The sequence below is a fragment of the Oryzibacillus soli genome (genome assembly GCF_051594765.1).
Taxonomy (GTDB): domain Bacteria; phylum Bacillota; class Bacilli; order Paenibacillales; family NBRC-103111; genus Paenibacillus_AR.
Map to the genome: position 1 here is coordinate 103,239 of NZ_JBPPGJ010000001.1, position 19,483 is coordinate 122,721.

Consider the following 19,483-nt stretch of genomic DNA (forward strand, 5'->3'; position numbering starts at 1 on the left):
AGCCTTATTCCACAAGGGTTTCCCCCTATTGAATAAGGATTTTGCTACTTGCGGTCCGGGCCTTTCAGCTTCCGGTAATCTCCGGGCGTCACCCCGACCACCTTCTTGAATACTCTGCCGAAGGTAATCGCATTGGCATACCCCACCTTGGTGGCGATATCCTGAATCGTATCCCCGGTGCTCTCGAGAAGCGATTCCGCCCGCTTCATCCGCAGGTGGACGAGAAAGTCGACGAACTTGGTGTTGAACTCTTCCTTGAACAGGTGGCTGGCATACTTCCCCGAGATCTGGAACTGGTCGCTCAGATGCTTCAGGGACAGGTCCGGATTGGAATAGTGCTGCTCGATATAGTTCTTGATCTCCTCGATCAACGCTTTGTAGCTCTTCGATTCGTTCACGGAGACGTAGGTCTGGAACAGATCCGTCAGCCAATCGGTGACCAGCTTCTGAATCTCCTCCAGGCTGGAGGCCTGCCGGATGGAGGTCCATACCTCCTCCCAGGGCTTGCCCGTGAACTTGTTGGCCAGACTCTCCGACAGCTCGCCCACCTCCCGCTCCAGGATCTTCATCAGCGTCTCCAGCTGCATGTGGATCTCCTCGTTCTTCAGCTTCTCCGTGACGAAGGATTGGAAGATTCCGTCCAGGCGCTGGCGCCAGCTCTCTCCGGCCAGCCGGAATTCGCGGACGAACTGGGACATGGACTGAAAATACTGGTACCGGTGGAAATGGGAGTGCTCCGGTAGTTCATCGCTCAAGACCACCGCCTCCTGTCCCAACGACAGCTTATGCTGCAGGGCGGAATCGGCGGCCTGGTAAGAAAGGTGGATCTCCGCAGGCTCCCGGACCACATGGCCGATACCCATGGTCAAGGACAGGCGCAGGTGGGCTTCAATCCAGCTGTGGCACCGCTCCCCGATGGACCGGAAGTCCGCATTCTCCGGCCGTTCTCCGGCGTAGCTGACGATGCAGCCCATCTTCTCACTGCTGATCCACTCGTACCAGCCTCCCATCTGGTGATTGCTCACCACCTCGTTCAGCACGTTCATCAGGGCGTACTTCAATATATTCTGATCGGAACGGGAAAAGTGGGATTGAAACTGTCCGTACCGGTTCAATTCGATGATCATAACGGCATATCCGTTCGGCTTGTCCCCTCCGGTGAAGGGCTTCAGGTTCCCGAGCCGCTCCTCTGCGCCTTCCAAGCGCTCCCCCTCGATCAGATCGCGGAACAGCTGTCTCCGCAGTACCTGCTCGTTGTTTCTCCGCTCCTTCTCATAATCCATGGTTTGCTCGATCAGGTTCTCCAGCGCACGGTTGATCAGACTGAGATCGTCCTGCTTGGAGAGCTGCGAATCCGGGCCCAGCAGCTGGAGCACCTGCACCCGCTTCATCATCTTCAGGATCGGCCGATAATTCCGCCTCGTGATGTAGACGGTATAGACGATGCCCCCGATGACGGCCGCGATCCCGATGACGATCCAGATGTAGGAGATTAAGGACACCCATGCGAACAGCTGGCCAGCCTGGATGCCGCTCCGATAGGTCCAGTTCAGCTGCTTGGCCCGGATCTCCGTCAGAATCTTGCCCTTCTCCAGATTGCCGGTTCCCGTAAAGGAGAATACCGGCTTGCCGTTGCCGTCGTAGACGTCCAGGTAGGAGAGATTCCCCTTCAGGAGATCATTGATCTGTTTCTCCAGCCGGTACAGATTGACGTTGACCACGATCATGCCGTCCTGCCCGAGTGGAAGGGGAAGGGGGCGGGAGATGGAGATGACTTGCACCGGGCTCTGGGCGTTCGCCGACGCGTAAGGGCGGATGTCGCTCCAGCCCATATTATCGGGCTCCTTCAGCCGCTGCTTCAGGAAGCCGTTGTCAGAGAAGGCGCTCAGCTCTGCGAGGCCGCTCTGGGTCAGCACGATATCGCCGTGCTTGCGGTAGAGATAGATGGAATCGATCAGACTGTACTTCTGGAGCAGGCTGTTCAGGTTCCGGACGACATCATAATAGCGCTCTCTCGTCTTCTCTCCGTCGGGCGCATAAAGAAATTCATCATAGGACTGGGTCAGCTCCAGCTCCTGAAGCACCTTCATCTCGATCTCGCTCAACGTACGGTCCACGGTATCCACGATATAACCGGTCGAGATGCGGTTGGCCTTGGCGGTTTCGCCGCGCGAGATGTCATTCACGATCAGGAATGACATGAAGATCAGCACCGTGACCGTCAGAAGGAAGATCGGCATATAGGACAACAGGGATTTCCTGGAGAATGTAAGTCTCATGTAGCGAAAGCCTCCTTCAATAGCCATGGAACGGGCCGTCCTTTAAGGCCCTGCTTTACCAGTGGATTCGGCATGGATCGGCCGAATCCTGCTTGGTGCAAAAAAGCCACTAGAGCTGACGGTTTGCGACTTCACCGGCAAATCTAGTGGCTGTAAGGCTTAATACGTTTAAACCGGTTGAACCTCCAACCGGATCACATTCCAGGAGGCCTTGGAGAGCACTGCCCGCACAAGTCCGTCCTCCGCAGCTGCGTTTCCGCGGTTATGCGGCAGTACCCGGCCGGGGTGTTCCTTGGTATTGGAGGCCTTCAGATCCTCATGCTCCAGCACCAGATGCTCCAGCACCCGGGCCTTGCCGAAGCTGCGAAGGTTCATATCCAGCTGCAGGTCTTCCTCCAGATGGCGGTTGACTGCGAATACCGTGATCTGTCCCTGCTCCTCGTTGTACACGCTGACCGCTTCCAGATAAGGAACATCCGTGAAGTCCTTGGAGTCGTACTTCGGCGAACGGATGACCGGATGCAGCACTGTCCCCCTGCCGTGCATCGAGGCATGCAGGAAAGGATAATAGGTGGTCTGCAGCCACAGGTCTCCGCCGGTTTCCGTCATGATGGGAGCGATCGTGTTGATCAATTGGGCCAGGCAGGCCATCTTCACGCGGTCCGCGTGCTTCAGCATCGTGATCAGGCAGCAGCCGACCACCAGGGCGTCCTCCATGTTGTACGTGTCCTCGAATTCGGGAGGCGCAATCTGCCAGCGCTCATTGGCGCGGCTGGACCCGATGGTCTTCCATACATTCCATTCGTCCATGGAGAGATGGATCTTCTTCTTGCTCCGCTTCTTCGCTTGGATGTAGTCGCAGATGGAGGCCACGCTGCGGATGAAGCGGTCCATGTCCAGCGAACGTGCCAGGAAGTTCTTCGTATCGCCTTCGTTGTTATTGTAGTAGGTATGCAGGGACAAATAATCCACCTGGTCGTAGGTCAAATCCAGTACCGTGGCTTCCCATTCGGCAAAGGTGGGCATTCCGCTGCCGGAGCTTCCGCATACGACCAGCTCCAGAGCCGGGTCCACCCATTTCATCACCTTAGCCGTCTCATTGGCCAGCCGGCCGTATTCCACCGCCGTCTTGGCGCCGATCTGCCAAGGGCCGTCCATTTCGTTGCCCAGGCACCAGGTCTTGAACCGGTGCGGCTCCTTATAGCCGTGAGAAATGCGGAGGTCGCTCCAATAGGAGCCCGAGGGATGGTTACAGTATTCCACCAAATTCCGGGCGTCATCCACACCCCGGGTCCCCAGATTGACCGCCATCATCACCTCGCTGCCCGCCTTCTTCGCCCAATCGGCGAATTCATTGGTGCCGACCTGGTTGGTTTCCGTGGTCCACCAAGCCAGGTCCAGCTTCCGCTTGCGCTCCGATTGCGGGCCAACGCCATCCTCCCAGTTGTAGCCCGAGACAAAGTTGCCCCCCGGGTAACGGATGATCGGCACCTGCAGCTTGCGGATCGCCTCCATGGCATCCTGCCGGAAGCCCTGCCCGTCTGCCGTCGGATGGCCCGGCTCATAGATGCCTCCGTATACCGCACGTCCCAGATGCTCAATAAAGGAGCCGTAAATCCGCGGATCCACCTCGGCTAGGATGAAATCCTTATCGATGGCCATGAAAGCTTTCAGTGTCATAGGGTCACTCGCCTTCCTTGAATTAATATATGCATTAATTGATGAACCTCTTTTTGGCACCATAGTTTTAGCATATAATATCGGTGTAATCAATACATAAATTCAAGTTCACTTCAACAGCTCAGAAGGGGGATACCCATGCAGCAGCTTCACACCGATTCGGAATCGTTGCGGGTTTACGAGGCGCTGGCCAGTCCGGTCCGTCTTCAGATCATCCGGCAGCTCCAGGAGGAGGAGATGAGCGTTAAGGACCTGGCCGCCGCTCTAGGCCTGAGCAGCGCCATCACCAGCATCCACGTCAGCAAGCTGCAGAAGGCGGGCCTGATCAGCTGCAGGAACAAGCGGATTCAGAGCGGCACCTACAAGTTCTGCTCCTTGTCCGCCCACCATCTCCAGATCAATCTGTCTCCTGCACCCGAGAGCTCCCGGAAGCTGGTGGAGATCTCCGTACCTATCGGCCACTATACGGATGTGGAGGCCCATCCCACCTGCGGGCTGGCATCCCGGGAACAGCTGATCGGACAGTACGACGCTCCCCGCTTCTTCATGGATCCGGAACGGATGCAGGCGGGGATTCTCTGGTTCGCCCGAGGCTATGTGGAATACAAGGTCCCGAATTATCTGTTCAAGAATCAGGTGCTGAACGAGCTGGAGGTATCCATGGAGATCAGCTCCGAAGCGCCCCATACCCGTGAGCAATGGCCCTCCGACATCCGGTTCGCATTCAATGGGACCGAGCTGGGCATATGGACGAGCCCTGGCGACTACGGGGACCGGAGAGGGAATTTCACGCCGGACTGGTGGCCGCCGGATGTGAACCAGTATGGACTCTTGAAGGTGCTTCGGATCAATGGCTCCGGCACCTTCATCGACGGCCAGCGCATCTCCGAGCGGAGGGTGCAGGATCTGGATTGGAGCGCCGGCTCCTGGACCTTCCGGATGAGCGCGGAGGATACGGGGAAGAACCGGGGGGGCCTGACGCTGTTCGGCAAGGGCTTCGGCAATTACGATCAAGACCTGCTGTTCCGGGTCTATTACGATGCGAAGTAAAGCAGCTTGGCCGCAGGAATCCATCCTGCGGCTGTTGTTTGGGACTATCTAAGCGCTTAACTTTTTTCGGCAGAGGGATTGTTTATTTACTTCAGACCTTCTATACTGTTGAATAAATAGACTCTCGGCGTTCGACGCTTGAAGGGTTAAGCGCTTAACAATAGACGGAGGCAGAACCATGAATGCAACCATCTATGACGTGGCGGAAGCGGCCGGCGTCTCCATCGCCACCGTCTCCTACGTCATCAACGGCAAACGCAAGGTCAGCGACAAGACCAAAGCCAAGGTGCTGGACGCCATGGAGAAGCTGGATTACCGCCCCAGCGTCCTGGCTTCCGCCCTCATGGGCAAACAAACCTACTCTATCGGCATGATGGTGCCGGACATCTCCAACCCCTTCTTCGCCGAGATCTCCCGGGCTGTGGAGGATGAGTGCCGTCTCGCAGGCTACAGTCTGATCCTGTGCAGCACGGACCACCAGAAGGACCGGATCGGGCAATACCTCCATTTCCTTCAACAAAAGAGCGTCGACGGCATCATTCTCGCCACGGGCATTCTGGACGGAAGCAGCCTGGACGGTATCTTGGCCAAGGGAACCGCTGTCGTCCAGTTGGCCAGGGAAATTCCCGGGGTGCCGGCCCATGCGATTCTCGCAGACGACCGGGAAGGGGGGCGGATGGCCGCCAAGCACCTGCTCTCGCTGGGGCACCGGAATGCCGCCGTGCTGGCGGAGGACGCCCGGATTACAAGCAGCAAGGAGCGGGTCCAGGGCTTTGCGGAAGCTTGGACAGATGCGGACCTCCGCTTGGACCCTGACCGAATCCTTCCCTGCACGGGAGGCCTGGAGGATGCCAGGCAGCAGGCTGTCCAGCTGCTGTCCTCCCGGAACCGTCCCTCCGCCTTGTTCGCCTGCAACGATCTTCTGGCGATCAGCGCCATTCAGGCGGCCCGGGAGCTGAACCTGAGCGTTCCGGAGGACGTGTCGGTGGTAAGCTTCGACAATACGCTTCTTGCCTCCGTCAGCTTCCCCGGCTTGACGGCCGTGGCCCAGCCCATCGCCCATATGGGGAAGCTGGCCGTACGCACGCTGCTTCAGGAGATGAAGGGCGAAGGGGCAGGTGTGCAGCAGCGGATCGTGCTGCGCCCCGAGCTTGTCATTCGAAGCTCCACCTCCACCGCGGTACAGGAGCAACATACTTGACTTCAACCAAAAGGAGAGCCTACCCATGAACATCTTCAGCATCCTTCTCGCCTTCCTCGCCGGTGCCTTCGGCTCCACCCAGGCCACGATCAATACCATGATCGGCAAGCAGGCCAGCCAGTTCAACATGATTGCCTACGTCTCCTTGGTCCAGGTGGCCATCAGTCTCGTCTTCATCCTGTTCCGCGGCGATTTCCGGTCGCTCAGCGGGCCTACCTGGGGCTGGATCGGCACTTCCGCCCTGCTCGGAGTCATCATCATGCTGGCCGTCACGACGTCCATCAATTCCATCGGCAGCCTATCCGTTTATGTGCTCTTGATTCTGGGCCAGGTGATTCTCTCGGCCGTCGTGGACCACTTCGGATGGTTCGGCGTACCCAAGTCCCCCATCACCCTGCAGAAGGCCGGCAGCATCTCCATCATTATGATCGGCGTCGTCCTGTTGGTCAGATCCTGAGCCAATCCTGCTTTTTCAGGCCTGTTCGCATGTTTTCTCCGGTCCGGCAATACAATGAAGTATTTGATCGACAGGAGGACATGATGCCGATGCCGCAACCGTCCCAATCCTTCATGAGAGGTACGTTCGTCTTGTCCGTCGCCGCGTTCGTCAACCGCATTCTCGGGTTTATCAGCGGCATGTTCGTGGCCCGCATGCTGGGCGCGGAAGGAATCGGACTCTTGATGATGGCCCACCCGCTGGTCCCGCTGGTCATCACGATCACGGAGCTGGGGCTGCCGGTGGCCATCTCCAAGCTGGTCGCAGAAGCCGACGCTCGGGGAGAACACGCGAAGGTGAGACGCATTCTGCACGTCTCCCTTCTCGTGACCGGTTTCCTGAGCGTCCTGCTCACCACCGTCTCGCTGCTCGGCTCGGAGTGGATCGCCTCCATTCTGCTGAGCGACCAGCGCGCCTATTACGCCATGCTGGCCATTACCCCCATTGCCCCCATCGTCGCCATATCCGCCGTGCTCAAGGGCTACTTCCGAGGCAAGCAGCGGATGCAGGCCATCGCCGCCTCCGACGTGCTGGAGAACACCGTACAGATTGCCTGCGTGCTGGCTCTTGTGCATCTCCTGCTGCCCCACGGTCTGGCTTATGCCGCTGCCGGCGCCATGGCCGCCTCCGTCATCAGTGAAGCCTCCAGCCTGACCTTCCTGCTCATCAGCTACAAGCTGCGCGGTGAAGCCAAGCTGCCCGGCGAAACGTGGGCTCATTCCCTTCGCAGAGGGAAGTCGACTCTAACAGAGCTGCTTCGCATCGGACTGCCTACCACCGGGCACGGGGTGATTCACTCGCTGTACAGCGCCTTCCAGCCGCTGCTCATTACCACCAGCCTGGCGGCGGCCGGAGTCAGCACCGCCATGGCTACCAAGCAGTTCGGCATGCTGGCCGGCTATGCCTTCCCGCTTTTGTTCATGCCGAGCTTCATCACCCAGTCCCTCTCCACCGCCCTCATACCCGCCATCAGCGAGGCGGCGGCGAACCGGAACAGTCTCTTGATGCACAAGCGGATGGATCAAGCCATGCGCTTGGGGCTTCAGATCGGAGCGCCGGCCACGGTCATTCTGTTCGTCTGGGCCACTCCGCTTACCACGCTGATCTACCATGCGCCGGAGGCGGGCATCCTGCTGAAGATCCTGGCGCCTATGTTCTTCCTTCACTATTTTGATGCGCCGCTCCATGCCATTCTCCTCGGGCTCGGCCGGGCGGGCTCCTCCCTATGGAACTATATCGTCACCACGATCTTCAAGGTGATCGCCATCTTCGTCCTAGGCGGCGAGCTGGGGATCGTCGGAATCGCCGTCGGATTAGGCATCGGCATCGTCATTCAGACGATGCTGGACTTCTTCTCCATCTCCGGCACCATCGGCTTCTACTGGGACATCCGCCCTTACGTGCAGGTGGCCGTTTCCATGATGGTCATGCTCCTGAGCGGCCAGTGGGCGCTGGGGGTTCTGGAGGGAATGGGCCTGACCATGCTCGGGTCCATGCTCGGTTCAGCAGGCTTCGCACTGCTGGTCTACTTCGGCGTCCTCTCCCTGACCAACGCCTGGAGCCGCAGAAACAGGAGAATCCTGACGTAAGGGTTATAGATCCGTCCCCACGCCGAACAGGCGGAAGCTCCCGCTCCGCCTGTTTCTTATGCCTCCCGGCTTATTTCTTATTCGCCTTCTGCCATTCGTCCAGCTGGCGCTGGGTCTCGGCGATGATCTTTTCGATGCCCACAGACTTGGCTTTCTCGATGTACTTCGGCAGCACCTCGTCCGGATCCACCGATCCGGTATGAAGACCCGGGGTAAATTCCTTGTACACGTTGTTTCCCGCCGCAGCCTCACTCTTTACGTTGGCCGGATCGAAGATGAAGCCCAATACTTTAGAAGTCTCAGCGGAATCGTTGAACTTCTTGAAGTTCTCCCACTTCTTCGGATTCTCGCTGGCCCACAGATAGTCATTGAACTGATTGCCGTACAGCCAGGCCTGGTTCAGATTGTAGCCGGAGCTCTTGGCGTCGACACCGGGGGGGAAATCGATGATATTGTCCCCCTTCTTCACGTAATGCTTGCCCTCTATGCCGAAGGCGATCAGGTTGACCAAGTACTTGTCGGTATGCAGCAGATTCAAGAACATCATCGCCCGCTCCGGATCCTTCGACGTCCGGGAGATGGAGCTCATGGAGCCGGTCGTGTCGGAGGTCGAGATGATCGGCTTGGTCAGCTCCACTTGAACCCATTGGATGCCAGTGGCCATGCTGACCTCGGCGTCCTTGCCCGGCTTCAGCTGCTCCAGATAGGAGAAGGCCTTGCCGGCCTTCAGGGCGCCGTTCAGATCCTGCAGCGTGGCGGCATCCTTGTTGACATACCCGGCCAGGAACCATTTGCGCGCTACGTCCAAGCTCATCTTGTATTCCGGGGAGGTCAGTCCGTTCACGGCCTTGATCTCCGCTGCCCCTCTCTTCACCTTGGCGAACTGTCCGCCCATGCTCTCATAATCCTGGATGTCGAAGAACCGGTTGATCAGCGTGCTGCCCTTATCCATCATGAGCGGAGTTACCCCCTGCTCCTTCTCCTTGATCATATCGAAGATCGGGGGCAGATCCTCCAATGTCTTGATCTTCGCCGTATCGATCTTATACTTGTCGACCAGATCCTTGCGGAGCATGATTCCGTACTGGCTGGCCACTTCCTTGTTCACCGGGAAGCCGTAGTTCTTTCCGTTGAACTTGCCGCCCTCCAGCAGGGCCGGGTTCAGCTGCTTCTTGGCCTCCGGTGCGAACTTGTCGATCAGATCGTTCAGGGGGATGATATTGCCCTGCTGAATCTTGGTGCTGTAGTTATCCCAGTTGGCGGTATACAGAAGATCGAAGGGCTCGTTGGAGGCGAACTTCAGATTGATCTTGTCCTGCCAGCTTCCCCAATCGATGACCGTCAGCTCGAAGGAGGCGTTGATCTTGTCCTTCAGGTACTTGCTGACCTCCTGATTGACCAGCTCCTGATCCTTCTGGACGCTTCCCCCCGGAACGAACATCTTGATGGTATAGGGAGGAAGCTCCTTCTTCGTCTCTGCCGGCTTCGCGCTGGCTGCAGGCGCCGATGGGCTTCCCGACGGAACGGCCTCCGGCTTGTCGTCATCTCCGCATCCCCCCAAGGCCAGGGACAGCGTCAATGCGGGAATCATGGCGAGTATGAGCGTCTTTCTATTCTTGGTCATGATGAACCCTCCTCATTTTCATGGTGGTATCTATGCCATCCGGCTTCAGCCGGTATTAGCCTAGCCTTTGACGGCGCCAACGGTCAGACCCTTGACGAAATACTTCTGGAAGAACGGATACGCCAGCACGATGGGCCCCATTCCGATGATAGCCATGGCCATCCGTACGGTTTCGTTCGGCAGCTTGGCGATTTCACCGGAGGCGGAGCTGGAGACCGAGGACGTGGAGATCAGGAATTGCAGGTTCCTCATCACCTTATACATCAGATATTGAAGGTTGACCATTTTGTCATTGTTCATGAAGACCAGGCTGTTGAACCAATCGTTCCAATACCCCAGGGTGTAGAATAAGCCGATGGTCGCAAGGACCGGCAGGGAAAGCGGCAGCACGACGGTGAAGTAGATGCGGTATTCGCTGGCGCCGTCGATGCTGGCGGATTCCAGGATGGACGGATGGATGGTCTGCTGGAAGAAGGTCCGCATCATGATGACGTAGAACGCGCCCAGCAGATGGTTCGGGATAATCAAGGCCAGCAGGGTGTCGTTGATATGCAGGACATTCGTGTAGACCAGGTACCAGGGCACCAGTCCGCCGTTGAAGATCATCGTGAAGAAGATGAAGAAGGAGAAGAATCTCCGGTAGCGAAAAGAGTGCCTTGCCAGCGGATAAGCGAACAAGGAAGTGATGAGGAGTCCGGCCAGCGTGCCGATCACGGTGGCCAGGATTGAGACCTCATAGCCCCGAAGCACCTTGTCGAAGTCGTTAAACACGAAGCGGTACGCCGTTAGGCTGAACTTCTCCGGGATCAGCCGGTAGCCGTCTATCGCCACCGACTTCTCGTCGGAGAAGGAAACGGTCAGAACCAACAGGATGGGCAGCAGACAGATCAGGCTGTAGACGATGAAGACCGCGTTCAAGGCCGCGTGGGCCGGACCGGAGACGGCATGGGGATCGCGGTACCCTTTCCGCTTGGCTGCAGCGGCTGTAACCGGGGTGGAATTGGTCAAGGTTTCCATTCTATACCTCCTAGCACATGGACCGGGGTCCCGTTAGAATAAGGCGTCCTCCTTGCTGTATCTTCTCACCAGCGCATTGACGGTCAGGACGAGGAAGAATCCGACGACCGCCTGGTACAAGCCTGCTGCGGAGGACATCCCGATATCCGAGTATTGAAGCAGCGCCCGGTACACATACGTATCGATGACGTTGGTGGTGGGGTACAGCGCCCCCGCATCCAGCGACACCTGGTAGAACAAGCCGAAGTCGGCATTCAGGATACGGCCTACGGCCAGCAGCGTCATGATGATGATGACCGGCCGGATCATCGGAATTGTGACTCTCGTAATCCTCTGCCACTTGCTGGCCCCGTCGATCAGTGCCGCCTCGTAGTATTCATGGTCGATGCCGATGATGGCGGCCAGGTAGATGACGCTGGAGTACCCCACGTTCTTCCAGACATGCACCATCGGAAGAATGTACGGCCAATACTTCGGTTCGCCGTACCAGGAGATTCCTTCATAGCCCAGTGGCTCCAGGATAGACTTGTTCACGAACCCGTACTCCTCGCTCAGCATGGAGAAGACCAGATAGGCCACCACCACCATGGACAGGAAGTAGGGGAGAAACATGACGCTCTGGTACACCTTGGCCGCGAACCGGTTCCGGAGTTCATTCAGCATGATGGCCAGCAGCACGGCGAAGGTCGTAATGAGAACGATGAAGAGCAGGTTGTACAGAATCGTGTTCCTGGTAATGACCCAGGCATCCGTCGTCTTGAATAGAAATTCGAAGTTCTCCAGGCCTGCCCACGGGCTGCCCCAGATTCCCCTGTAGTCCATGCTCTTGAAGGCGATGACCGTGCCGGCCATGGGCAGGTAATTGTTCAAGAGCAGGTAGAGGACCCCGGGCAGCAGCATAATCAGGAAATGGCGTTCTCGAATCAGGACTTTCCAGAACGGCTTCCGCCGGGGCTCCACAATTGGTACCATTGATGCCACCTCGCTTGTAGGATCGGGATATCTTCATTATAGGAGAGGCTCCCGCGCCCCACTACGAAGGGATGTGACCTGCTTCACCTTTTTGTGACGAGTTCGGCTGCCGGGCACGCTCCGTTTACGGGAGCTCCGCATCCCGGATCCTGCCGTATACCTGCGGGTTGATCTCCACTCTGGCATCCCGGATTCTCTCTTCCAGCAAGGTCCGGAAGGCTTCGGAAGCCAGGGTATTCCGAATACCCTCCCTGACCTCGTGAAACGCCCGGTAGCCGTTGCCTGCCCGTCCGATACATACCGCCAGCCACGGCTTCCCGTTCGCTTGGAAGACATCCGATACTTGCCCTTCCCCCAAGGAAGAGATCCGCGACATCAGCTCCGGATCCGACAGGGCACTGCTGCGGACACTCCCCCCGCCTGTCACGGTCTCTTCCCATACCGCCCATTCCTTGTACGGTGCTGCGGCCTCCTCCAGCTCCATACCCGCATCGGCCTTCTCCTTTATCCCTGCCAGAACAGACCCTGCCTCCGGGTGGGTCAAGGTCAGTCTGCGGACTGTTATGGTATCCGGCAGCTTGAAGAGCTGCTCCTTCCGGGACTCGTAGTAGCGCAGCAGCTCTTCTTCCGAGAAGCGGCTCCCCAGCTGCAGCTTCTTCTGCAGCTCGCCGGTTACATTGGATTGATAGACCCGATAATACTCGGACTCCCGGTATTGCTCCGGCCCGTAAAGGGGCTGGCGGTTCTTCTTGGCCGCCGCCCTGCGTTCATTCTCCGACTGGAATCCTTGCAGGAAAGCGGCATAGCTGATATCGGCCACGATCCCTTCCCGCTTGGCCAGAAGCATGGGGATTTTGCTGCGGGCCGCAGCGGCAAGAGCTTCCTTCTTCAGCTTCTCCAGAGGGATCTCCCCTCCATAAGAGGTGGTCCAGAACGCCGGACTTTCCTCCGCTTGATACGCCGCGTTGAAATAAGCGGAGACCCGTGCTCTCTGCTCAGCCATATGCAGCCGCAGCTCCTGAACCGTCAGCGGCTCCCCATCCACGGCAGCTGCAATGTCCCCCCCAGCGGGTGCATCAGCCGGCTCTGGCAACCGGTCCTTCATGATCATGACCGCCGCCAGGACTAGAAGCGGGAGTATCATACGGGCCAATTTCCATCCCCCCACGTACCGCCACATCCTACACCCCTCCTTCAACCGGCATGATGAAAAGGAAGAGAGCCCATGCTCCGGCAGCGTTAAACCGCTTCCGGAGGAGCTCCGTTCCCTTCATTCCGAAATCTTCGTCAATTCGGATATCCCGTACGTGGCGCCAGCGGATGCATACTTTCCTTGCCGTCCCATACGAATGCCCGGACATAACATCCCGCCACATCCCCCGGCAAGACCAGGGTCGTAGTTAGCGTCGAGGAATCATAGCTCTTGACGGCCGCGTCGGCCGAACTGCTCTTCAACAGGCCATCCTGATTATATACCGCAAGGATCAGGGTGGCGGACTGCTGGTTGTCGGTGGAATTGACCACCGTCGTAGAGGCCTGCACCAGCCCGTAGGGCGTGAGCGAGGCAATCGGTTGGCCGGACCCGTCCGTAATCGCCGGGGGGAGAACAGTGAATGCCGGCCCTGCGATAACCCGGACGGTATTGCTGACAACCGACGCCCCGTTCAGCACGGCTGTTGCTTTGATCTGGGCCGTTCCTTGCGTGACGGCAGTCACGATACCGGAGGACGATACAGTCACGGCGGGATTATCGCTCTCGTATTGGATGGGGAAGCCCGCCGATACCAGATCCAGAGCCTTCCCCCCCGATTCGTCGGTCCCCACCACGGATAGGGACATGGAGGTGCCGACCCGCAGCTGCTGCTTCTCGGCGGTCAGGATAGCCCTTGAGATGCTGGAGGGGCCGAAGCCCTCCAGATAGAGGAACTTCACGGCGTCTGCCGCGATTTCCCCGTTCGCCAGATCCGTCACCTTGACACTGCCGGACGTGCCCGCCTTGAAGCGGTGGATGCCGAGCGGAGTCCATTCTCCGGTTGCAGTGCGCTCATTGATTAGGTAGGTCTTGGAGCTGCCGTCGAAGCTGACCGTAAACGGTGCGTTAGAGGCCCTGTTCCCATTGCCGGCAGGCAGCCGGTAATAGACTTGATAATACCCGTCCCTGGCCAGGCTCGGCGTCCAGGTAACCGAATTGGCGCCGCTTCCTTTGGCAATGGTCAAGTAATCGTTGTTGTAGGAGCTGCCCCCGTTTGCCGCATTCCAGCTTCCCGTAATCTGGGCATCCGTATTGTCCACAGCAACCGCCGCCATCGACGTCCGGACCGTTACCGGATCGCTTCCCGCCGACGGATTGCCGGACCTATCCTTCGCCACGGCATAGAAGCTGTATGCGGTGTCCGGAGCAAGCCCGGTCACCGTCACCCGGTTGCCGAACATGACCGACGCCGCCTTCGATTGGTCTGCCGCGTTGTAGATCTCTCCGTCCAAGGGAACGCCGTTTTCCATGGCATTCCATGCCAGCGTGACACTCGTATCCGTCCGATCGATGACGGTCAGACCGGTCGGTCGTGCCGGAGCCGTGGAATCGGATACGGTGCTGTCCGGGGCCTCGAATACCCCGATATCCGGCGACCCAGTATACAGCGCATTCCCCCAGAAGTCCTTCCCTCCATGTTCCTCCATCGCCCTTCCGGCGCCGATCAGAGGAGAGTCAGGCTGTAGACGGTATCCGGCGACGCTGGCCATTCCGTCCCCGCCTTGGCCCGGGTTCACGAATTTCGGATCCACGGTCAGGTTGTTCAAGCCTTGGGCGGGCGGCGCAGCGCCGAAGAAGCCGTTGTTATAAAATTTAGGACCGGCCGGATAAGGAGTATTGCCTTTGGAGGTGTAGAAAATATTGTTCACGAAGGTGGCCTTCGCATTGTTCGCGATGACGAAGCCATCCCCATTGTCGTTATAAAAGAGGTTGTTATACAACAACGAGGGATCCGATATATTCATCGTATTGCCGGAGAAGCTGTGGTGCTGGTCGTTCTGGCTGATATTGTACCGGTACACTGTTCTTCCGTTCTTCAGCTGTCCCATGTCCATGGCGAAGCCGCCCGTATTGTCATGAGAATAGTTGTACTGGAAGAGGTGATTTCCTTGAGCCTGAATGTCCACGTCGAAGGCATTGGAATCGGCGCTGGCGCTGGACTGGTAATGAACCCGGGCCACCTCGTTGTTCTGGATGGTTGCGCCCAGGGTCCTCCATACCCAGATCCCTGCGATCCACTTGCCGTCCACCGAATGGATCCCGGCATCGTAGGCGGTGTTATACTCGATGAGCGGATTTTCGGAGACCCCGATGACAATGGCGTCCGAGCCGGTCTTGCTGATCGTATTATTCTTGATCACGACATTTTTGTGGTACAGAGTCTCCGTCTGTTTCTCATGTCCGTCCAGTGTGATTCCGATGGTCCGGATATCGTGGATGCTGCAATCCTGGACCAGCAGATTCTTGAAATAGGCATGCTTGTCGGCGGCCACATTGGCCTCCCATTCCCAGGAATTGAGCAGGATCGCGGCATTATGGTTCTTGTTCACCATATCGCCGTCGGTATCCTTCACCCAGGACTCACCGGTGACGGATATCCCTGTAATATCATGGATATCCAATCCGATCAGGCTGATATTGCTCATCGCTCCCTTGTGGTAGGCCTGGACCCAAACGCCGGATCGGCGGTAATAGGCGGACTTGTAGTCATCATAATTCGATGCGGAGAAGTTGGTGATCTCGATATCTCGCACTGTGATATGCTGCTGGTTCTGAATCCGGACGGCGTAATTGCCGCCTCTTCCGTTGATGACGGGCTTGGTGTCTCCGCCGTACTTCCCCACTGTAATCGCGCTGCCTTCCGCACCGGAAAAGGTGATATCGAAGGACTCGTTCCAGATGCTTCCCGATTTCAGCAGAATCTGATCCCCCGGCTTGAACTGGGAAGCCCGGGACGACACAGAGGCAAGCGTCTTCCATGGCGTATTCTGGCTTGTTCCGTTGTTGGTATCCTTTCCGGATGCGGAATCGACGTAATAGACGATACCTGTTGCGGCATAGGCCGGGTCCGCCGGCACGACGCATGTCCAGGAGAGCAGCAGAAGCATCGCGATCCACAATAGGGTGATTCCTTTTTTAAGCATGATGGCACCCTTCACTCTTACCCCTCCTCGTGGAAACGTTTGGCGACGAAGACCAGCTCATAATCTCCGACTTCGCCGTCGCCGTCCAGATCATAAGCGGGATTCCAGCCGGCATCGTTAGCCTTCACCCCGTACGAACCGGCCATGATTCCGATTTCGCTCAGATCATAGCCCGGGCTGCCGAAATCCCCCGTCGTAACCGTGATCACCAGGCTTTGGAACTTGGAGACGGCAGCAGTCAATGCCGATAATGCTTGGGCGATCCTATCCGGTGTTGACGCAGGGTCGTGAGCTGCTGCCTGGGCGCTTGTAAGGGACGCCAGCAGCGCTTCCTTCGCTTTGGGCGGTACGTTGCCATTCTCCATGCCTGCTGCGGTATGGTCATAGAGGTTTTGGGCTTGGATAATGGCAGACAACAATGGAGTGGTTTCCGGCATTACGGTGACCATGACGATGGCTTGGTTCACCGCAGCCGACGTCAGGGCACCCTGCGGGTTGGACACGACCGTCCGGGCGACTTCGATTTTACCTTGTCCGGAAGCTCCGATCGCCGTGAAACGAAGGGTCAGAACAGGAGCTGAACCTGACAACGTATGATCCGGACCCAGACGGGCCAATACGAACCGGAGCGACCCGTTTGCTTCGTCCAGCTGGCTGTCCACGATCGCCGAATTCGGATCGGCGGGCGCGGCACTTCCGGCAACATAGGAGAAGAGCAACGGGTCGTACCGGATTTCCATCTCCACGGCGGAAACCCCGCTGGCCCGCTCCAGCCCGGCGGTTGCCTGCAGAACGGAGCCTTTTTGGAGCACAGCTGCATCCGTTGTCAAGCTCGCCGATACCGCAGCGGGACCTTCAGGTACAGGCGTATAGTCGAAAACCGTGGAGCCCGGGCGATCGATGCCGTCTCCACCGGCCAGTACCGTGTATCTGCCGCCGCCGAAGACTTCGCCGTTAATGGGGAAGGTGAAGCTAAACCGCCCCAGCGAATCACTCCGCGCTTGATCCAGATAGGCCGTGTATCCGCCGGAATTCTTGACCAGAATCGTGACATCCTTCGCCAGAGCCTGGTATGTCGTACCCGTCACGGTTACGGCCCCGGTGAGCGCATCCACGGCGGCTGCCACGGACAGCCCGGCTGCGGGAGCAAGCGTCGGCTCCAGATCGGCGCTTCCCCATAAGCTTCTGCTTTTCTTGGTGGGCTCGTCCGTGGTGGTCCAGCCGTACTGCCCTCTCTTCGGCATGGCCCCGTCATTCAGCACCGGATTCAAAATCACCCGCTTGTGGTCCCAGGGGTCAGTGATGCCCAGTACATGCAGGGGAATGGAGGCTTCGATGGTATAGCCCTTCCCGTTGGCATCCGGCCGGACGTTCATCTCGATATTTGGATAGCTGAAGACGCCGTTCTGATAGAGATAGAATTGAGGCCCCTGCTCCATGCCCCCGCTTAATACGACCTGCACGTCGCTTGGAAGCATAGCCAGCTTCTTGTCCGGATACTGGGAGAAGTCCAGATCCTCCGTACCCAAGAAGAGCTCCAGATTATCCCCGTTCCAGATGTTGCCTCCCGTATTCGTGTTCTGCATCGGAGTCGGGTCCTTAATCTTGGCACCGATGTAGAGCTTCTCATAATCATACTTCAGGAATACCACGGCACTGTGCGAGTCCCCATTGGTATCTACGGTTCCCGCCAGTACGGCGGAGGAGGCTCCAGCCCATTCTCCGACCGGACCGCTATCCCCATCCGTCTCTACGATCCCATCCATGATGAGGGGAGCATCCGTATATGCAATGACCGTTTCTTTGGGGCCGGAAGGGTCAGTTGGCACCGGATTGCCCGTGCCCGGTTCCCCGTAGCCGAGTGCGACCTGCGTCATGCGCGGGTGCTTCATTCCATAGAGCTCGCCTGCCGCATAGGCAGGGAGGCGGATCTGGGCGTACCGGGTGCCGGTAGGAAGATCCGGTATGTTCACCACGAAGGGCAGCCATTGGCCGTTGTTCAAGAAGGTAGGGTTCGAGCGGTTGATGTTCTGGGTGGAAGGGACGAAGTTGACGCCGTCCGCGGAGGTCCAAATCTCGAATAAGGAAGGAGGAGCGAAATTATAGTAGCCTTCCGCATATACGCTGTTAAGCTCCTTACCCTCCGGGGCCGCATAGGTCATCCCCTGATCGGCCACTGTAGCGCTCTTGCGCTCCATAAAATGGCTGGCGGCAAAGGTACGGGCGTCCCAGATCTTGTCGGGGGCCGTCAGATCCGTCACGTACAAATTATCGGTATTGGCACCAGGCGCAAACCGGGTGAAGCCGGATAGATCATCCACCATGTAAGTATTGGAATAGCCGGCGGCGGCACTATTGGTCATGGTGATGGAGTCCACCTTGAAGTTGGGGAAATGAGCCGGGTCTTCATTCTGGAAAAATTCCTTATCCGGAAGCACCACCCGCAGATACCGGGTGCCAGGGGTAATGGGCCCGGATATATATACCGCCTTGCCGACATCCTTGTTCTCCATCAGGTTGGGACGGAGCTCCCGGACGAGGGGCACCTGCTTCGTATTGGTGAAGGCGCCCGATGAAGCGTCATACACCGCTTCGTATACCGAAAGATCCTTCCCGTTATAGTTCAAGGACCATTTATTAAAGGTCGTCTCAAGCGAGATGGACTTAAAGCCGGCAGTGCCTGCGCTATACACCAGGTCGCCCGGCCCCGATATGCTTCCCGACGACTGGGTGATGCCGGAATGGGTTACGGTATGATTCAGCGAGTCCAGCGAATCCGTATATTTCCCCTTGGCATCGAAGGGAACGGTGGATTCCGGCTGGGTGATGGTGATGTAGTCGATGTTGATCCCCGTATCGTAGGCATCCCGCTGCAGCGTCACCGTAGCTCCGGCAGGAATACTCACCGCCTTCTCGGCTGCTTGGTAGGGGGCGATCCAGCTGTTGGTGCCGGGGACTGACAGGGTGCCTGCCTTTTGGTTGTTGATATAAAGACTGATGGTTCCGCTATACAGGGCGGCATAATAAACGGTGAGCTTCGTGCCTGCAGATAGGCTCTTGAAGGTCAGACCGTCCCCGTTCCCGTTGAAGTGCCCCACCATCCGGCCGCCCGATGCGCCTGCGTCCGGCTGAATCGCCGTCGCACCGGTCAATATGCCGTTCTCCGCTTCGTACTTGATGACGGATTCGTATACCGCAGCACCTGCCGATGCATGAGTTTGCTGCGGCATTCCCAGTACCTGCGACACCAGCATGCCGAGCAAGAGCCCCATTGCCGTCGCTTTGTTCAAGCCTCTCATTCCACGATTACCTCCCCACACGATCTTCATGAGTGTGCACCCCGTCCATCCGCCGGCACAAGCCCGTTCATACCTCCTCCCTTGCAAGAAACGGATGATT

At 57.9% G+C, this 19,483-nt stretch carries 12 protein-coding genes; 4 read left to right on the top strand and 8 right to left on the bottom strand.

All coding sequences use genetic code 11. The features are described from left to right. Positions 1–44: 44 nt before the first annotated feature. Positions 45–2,279, bottom strand: a complete 2,235-nt coding sequence (locus ACSEXW_RS00375; protein WP_438444102.1) for a helix-turn-helix domain-containing protein — start codon at positions 2,277–2,279, stop codon at positions 45–47. Positions 2,280–2,447: 168 nt separating this feature from the next. After that, positions 2,448–3,959 (bottom strand): arabinosylfuranosidase ArfA, encoded by a 1,512-nt coding sequence (arfA, locus tag ACSEXW_RS00380; RefSeq protein ID WP_438444103.1) that lies wholly within the window; start codon positions 3,957–3,959, stop codon positions 2,448–2,450. Between the two features lie 138 nt (positions 3,960–4,097). Between arfA and ACSEXW_RS00385 the strand changes: the two genes are divergently transcribed. The 4 genes from ACSEXW_RS00385 (at position 4,098) to spoVB (ending at position 8,295) form a co-directional block, all read left to right on the top strand. Further along, complete coding sequence (locus tag ACSEXW_RS00385) at positions 4,098–5,009, top strand: ArsR/SmtB family transcription factor (RefSeq protein WP_438444104.1); 912 nt, start codon at positions 4,098–4,100, stop codon at positions 5,007–5,009. A gap of 178 nt (positions 5,010–5,187) precedes the next feature. Then, positions 5,188–6,210 carry a LacI family DNA-binding transcriptional regulator gene (locus ACSEXW_RS00390; RefSeq protein WP_438444105.1) on the top strand — a complete coding sequence of 341 codons (1,023 nt, stop codon included), beginning with the start codon at positions 5,188–5,190 and terminating at the stop codon, positions 6,208–6,210. Between the two features lie 25 nt (positions 6,211–6,235). Further along, on the top strand, positions 6,236–6,667 hold the full coding sequence (locus ACSEXW_RS00395) for a DMT family transporter (RefSeq protein ID WP_438444106.1): 432 nt from the start codon (positions 6,236–6,238) through the stop codon (positions 6,665–6,667). 89 nt (positions 6,668–6,756) lie between these two features. Next, on the top strand, positions 6,757–8,295 hold the full coding sequence (gene spoVB / locus ACSEXW_RS00400; protein ID WP_438444107.1) for a stage V sporulation protein B: 1,539 nt from the start codon (positions 6,757–6,759) through the stop codon (positions 8,293–8,295). Between the two features lie 70 nt (positions 8,296–8,365). On the opposite strand, the gene ACSEXW_RS00405 is transcribed toward spoVB, so the two are convergent. The 6 genes from ACSEXW_RS00405 to ACSEXW_RS00430 all read right to left on the bottom strand — a co-directional run bounded on the left by ACSEXW_RS00405 (position 8,366) and on the right by ACSEXW_RS00430 (position 19,383). After that, positions 8,366–9,919: an ABC transporter substrate-binding protein gene (locus ACSEXW_RS00405; RefSeq protein ID WP_438444108.1), complete on the bottom strand. Its 1,554-nt coding sequence runs from the start codon at positions 9,917–9,919 to the stop codon at positions 8,366–8,368. A 60-nt stretch (positions 9,920–9,979) separates the two neighbouring features. After that, positions 9,980–10,936 (bottom strand): carbohydrate ABC transporter permease, encoded by a 957-nt coding sequence (locus ACSEXW_RS00410; RefSeq protein ID WP_438444109.1) that lies wholly within the window; start codon positions 10,934–10,936, stop codon positions 9,980–9,982. A gap of 33 nt (positions 10,937–10,969) precedes the next feature. Continuing rightward, positions 10,970–11,908: an ABC transporter permease gene (locus ACSEXW_RS00415; RefSeq protein ID WP_438444110.1), complete on the bottom strand. Its 939-nt coding sequence runs from the start codon at positions 11,906–11,908 to the stop codon at positions 10,970–10,972. 124 nt (positions 11,909–12,032) lie between these two features. Next, positions 12,033–13,088, bottom strand: a complete 1,056-nt coding sequence (locus tag ACSEXW_RS00420) for a peptidylprolyl isomerase (protein WP_438444111.1) — start codon at positions 13,086–13,088, stop codon at positions 12,033–12,035. Between the two features lie 107 nt (positions 13,089–13,195). After that, complete coding sequence (locus tag ACSEXW_RS00425) at positions 13,196–16,084, bottom strand: golvesin C-terminal-like domain-containing protein (protein WP_438444112.1); 2,889 nt, start codon at positions 16,082–16,084, stop codon at positions 13,196–13,198. A 17-nt stretch (positions 16,085–16,101) separates the two neighbouring features. Further along, positions 16,102–19,383, bottom strand: a complete 3,282-nt coding sequence (locus ACSEXW_RS00430) for a sugar-binding protein (protein WP_438444113.1) — start codon at positions 19,381–19,383, stop codon at positions 16,102–16,104. Between the last annotated feature and the right edge of the window lie 100 nt (positions 19,384–19,483).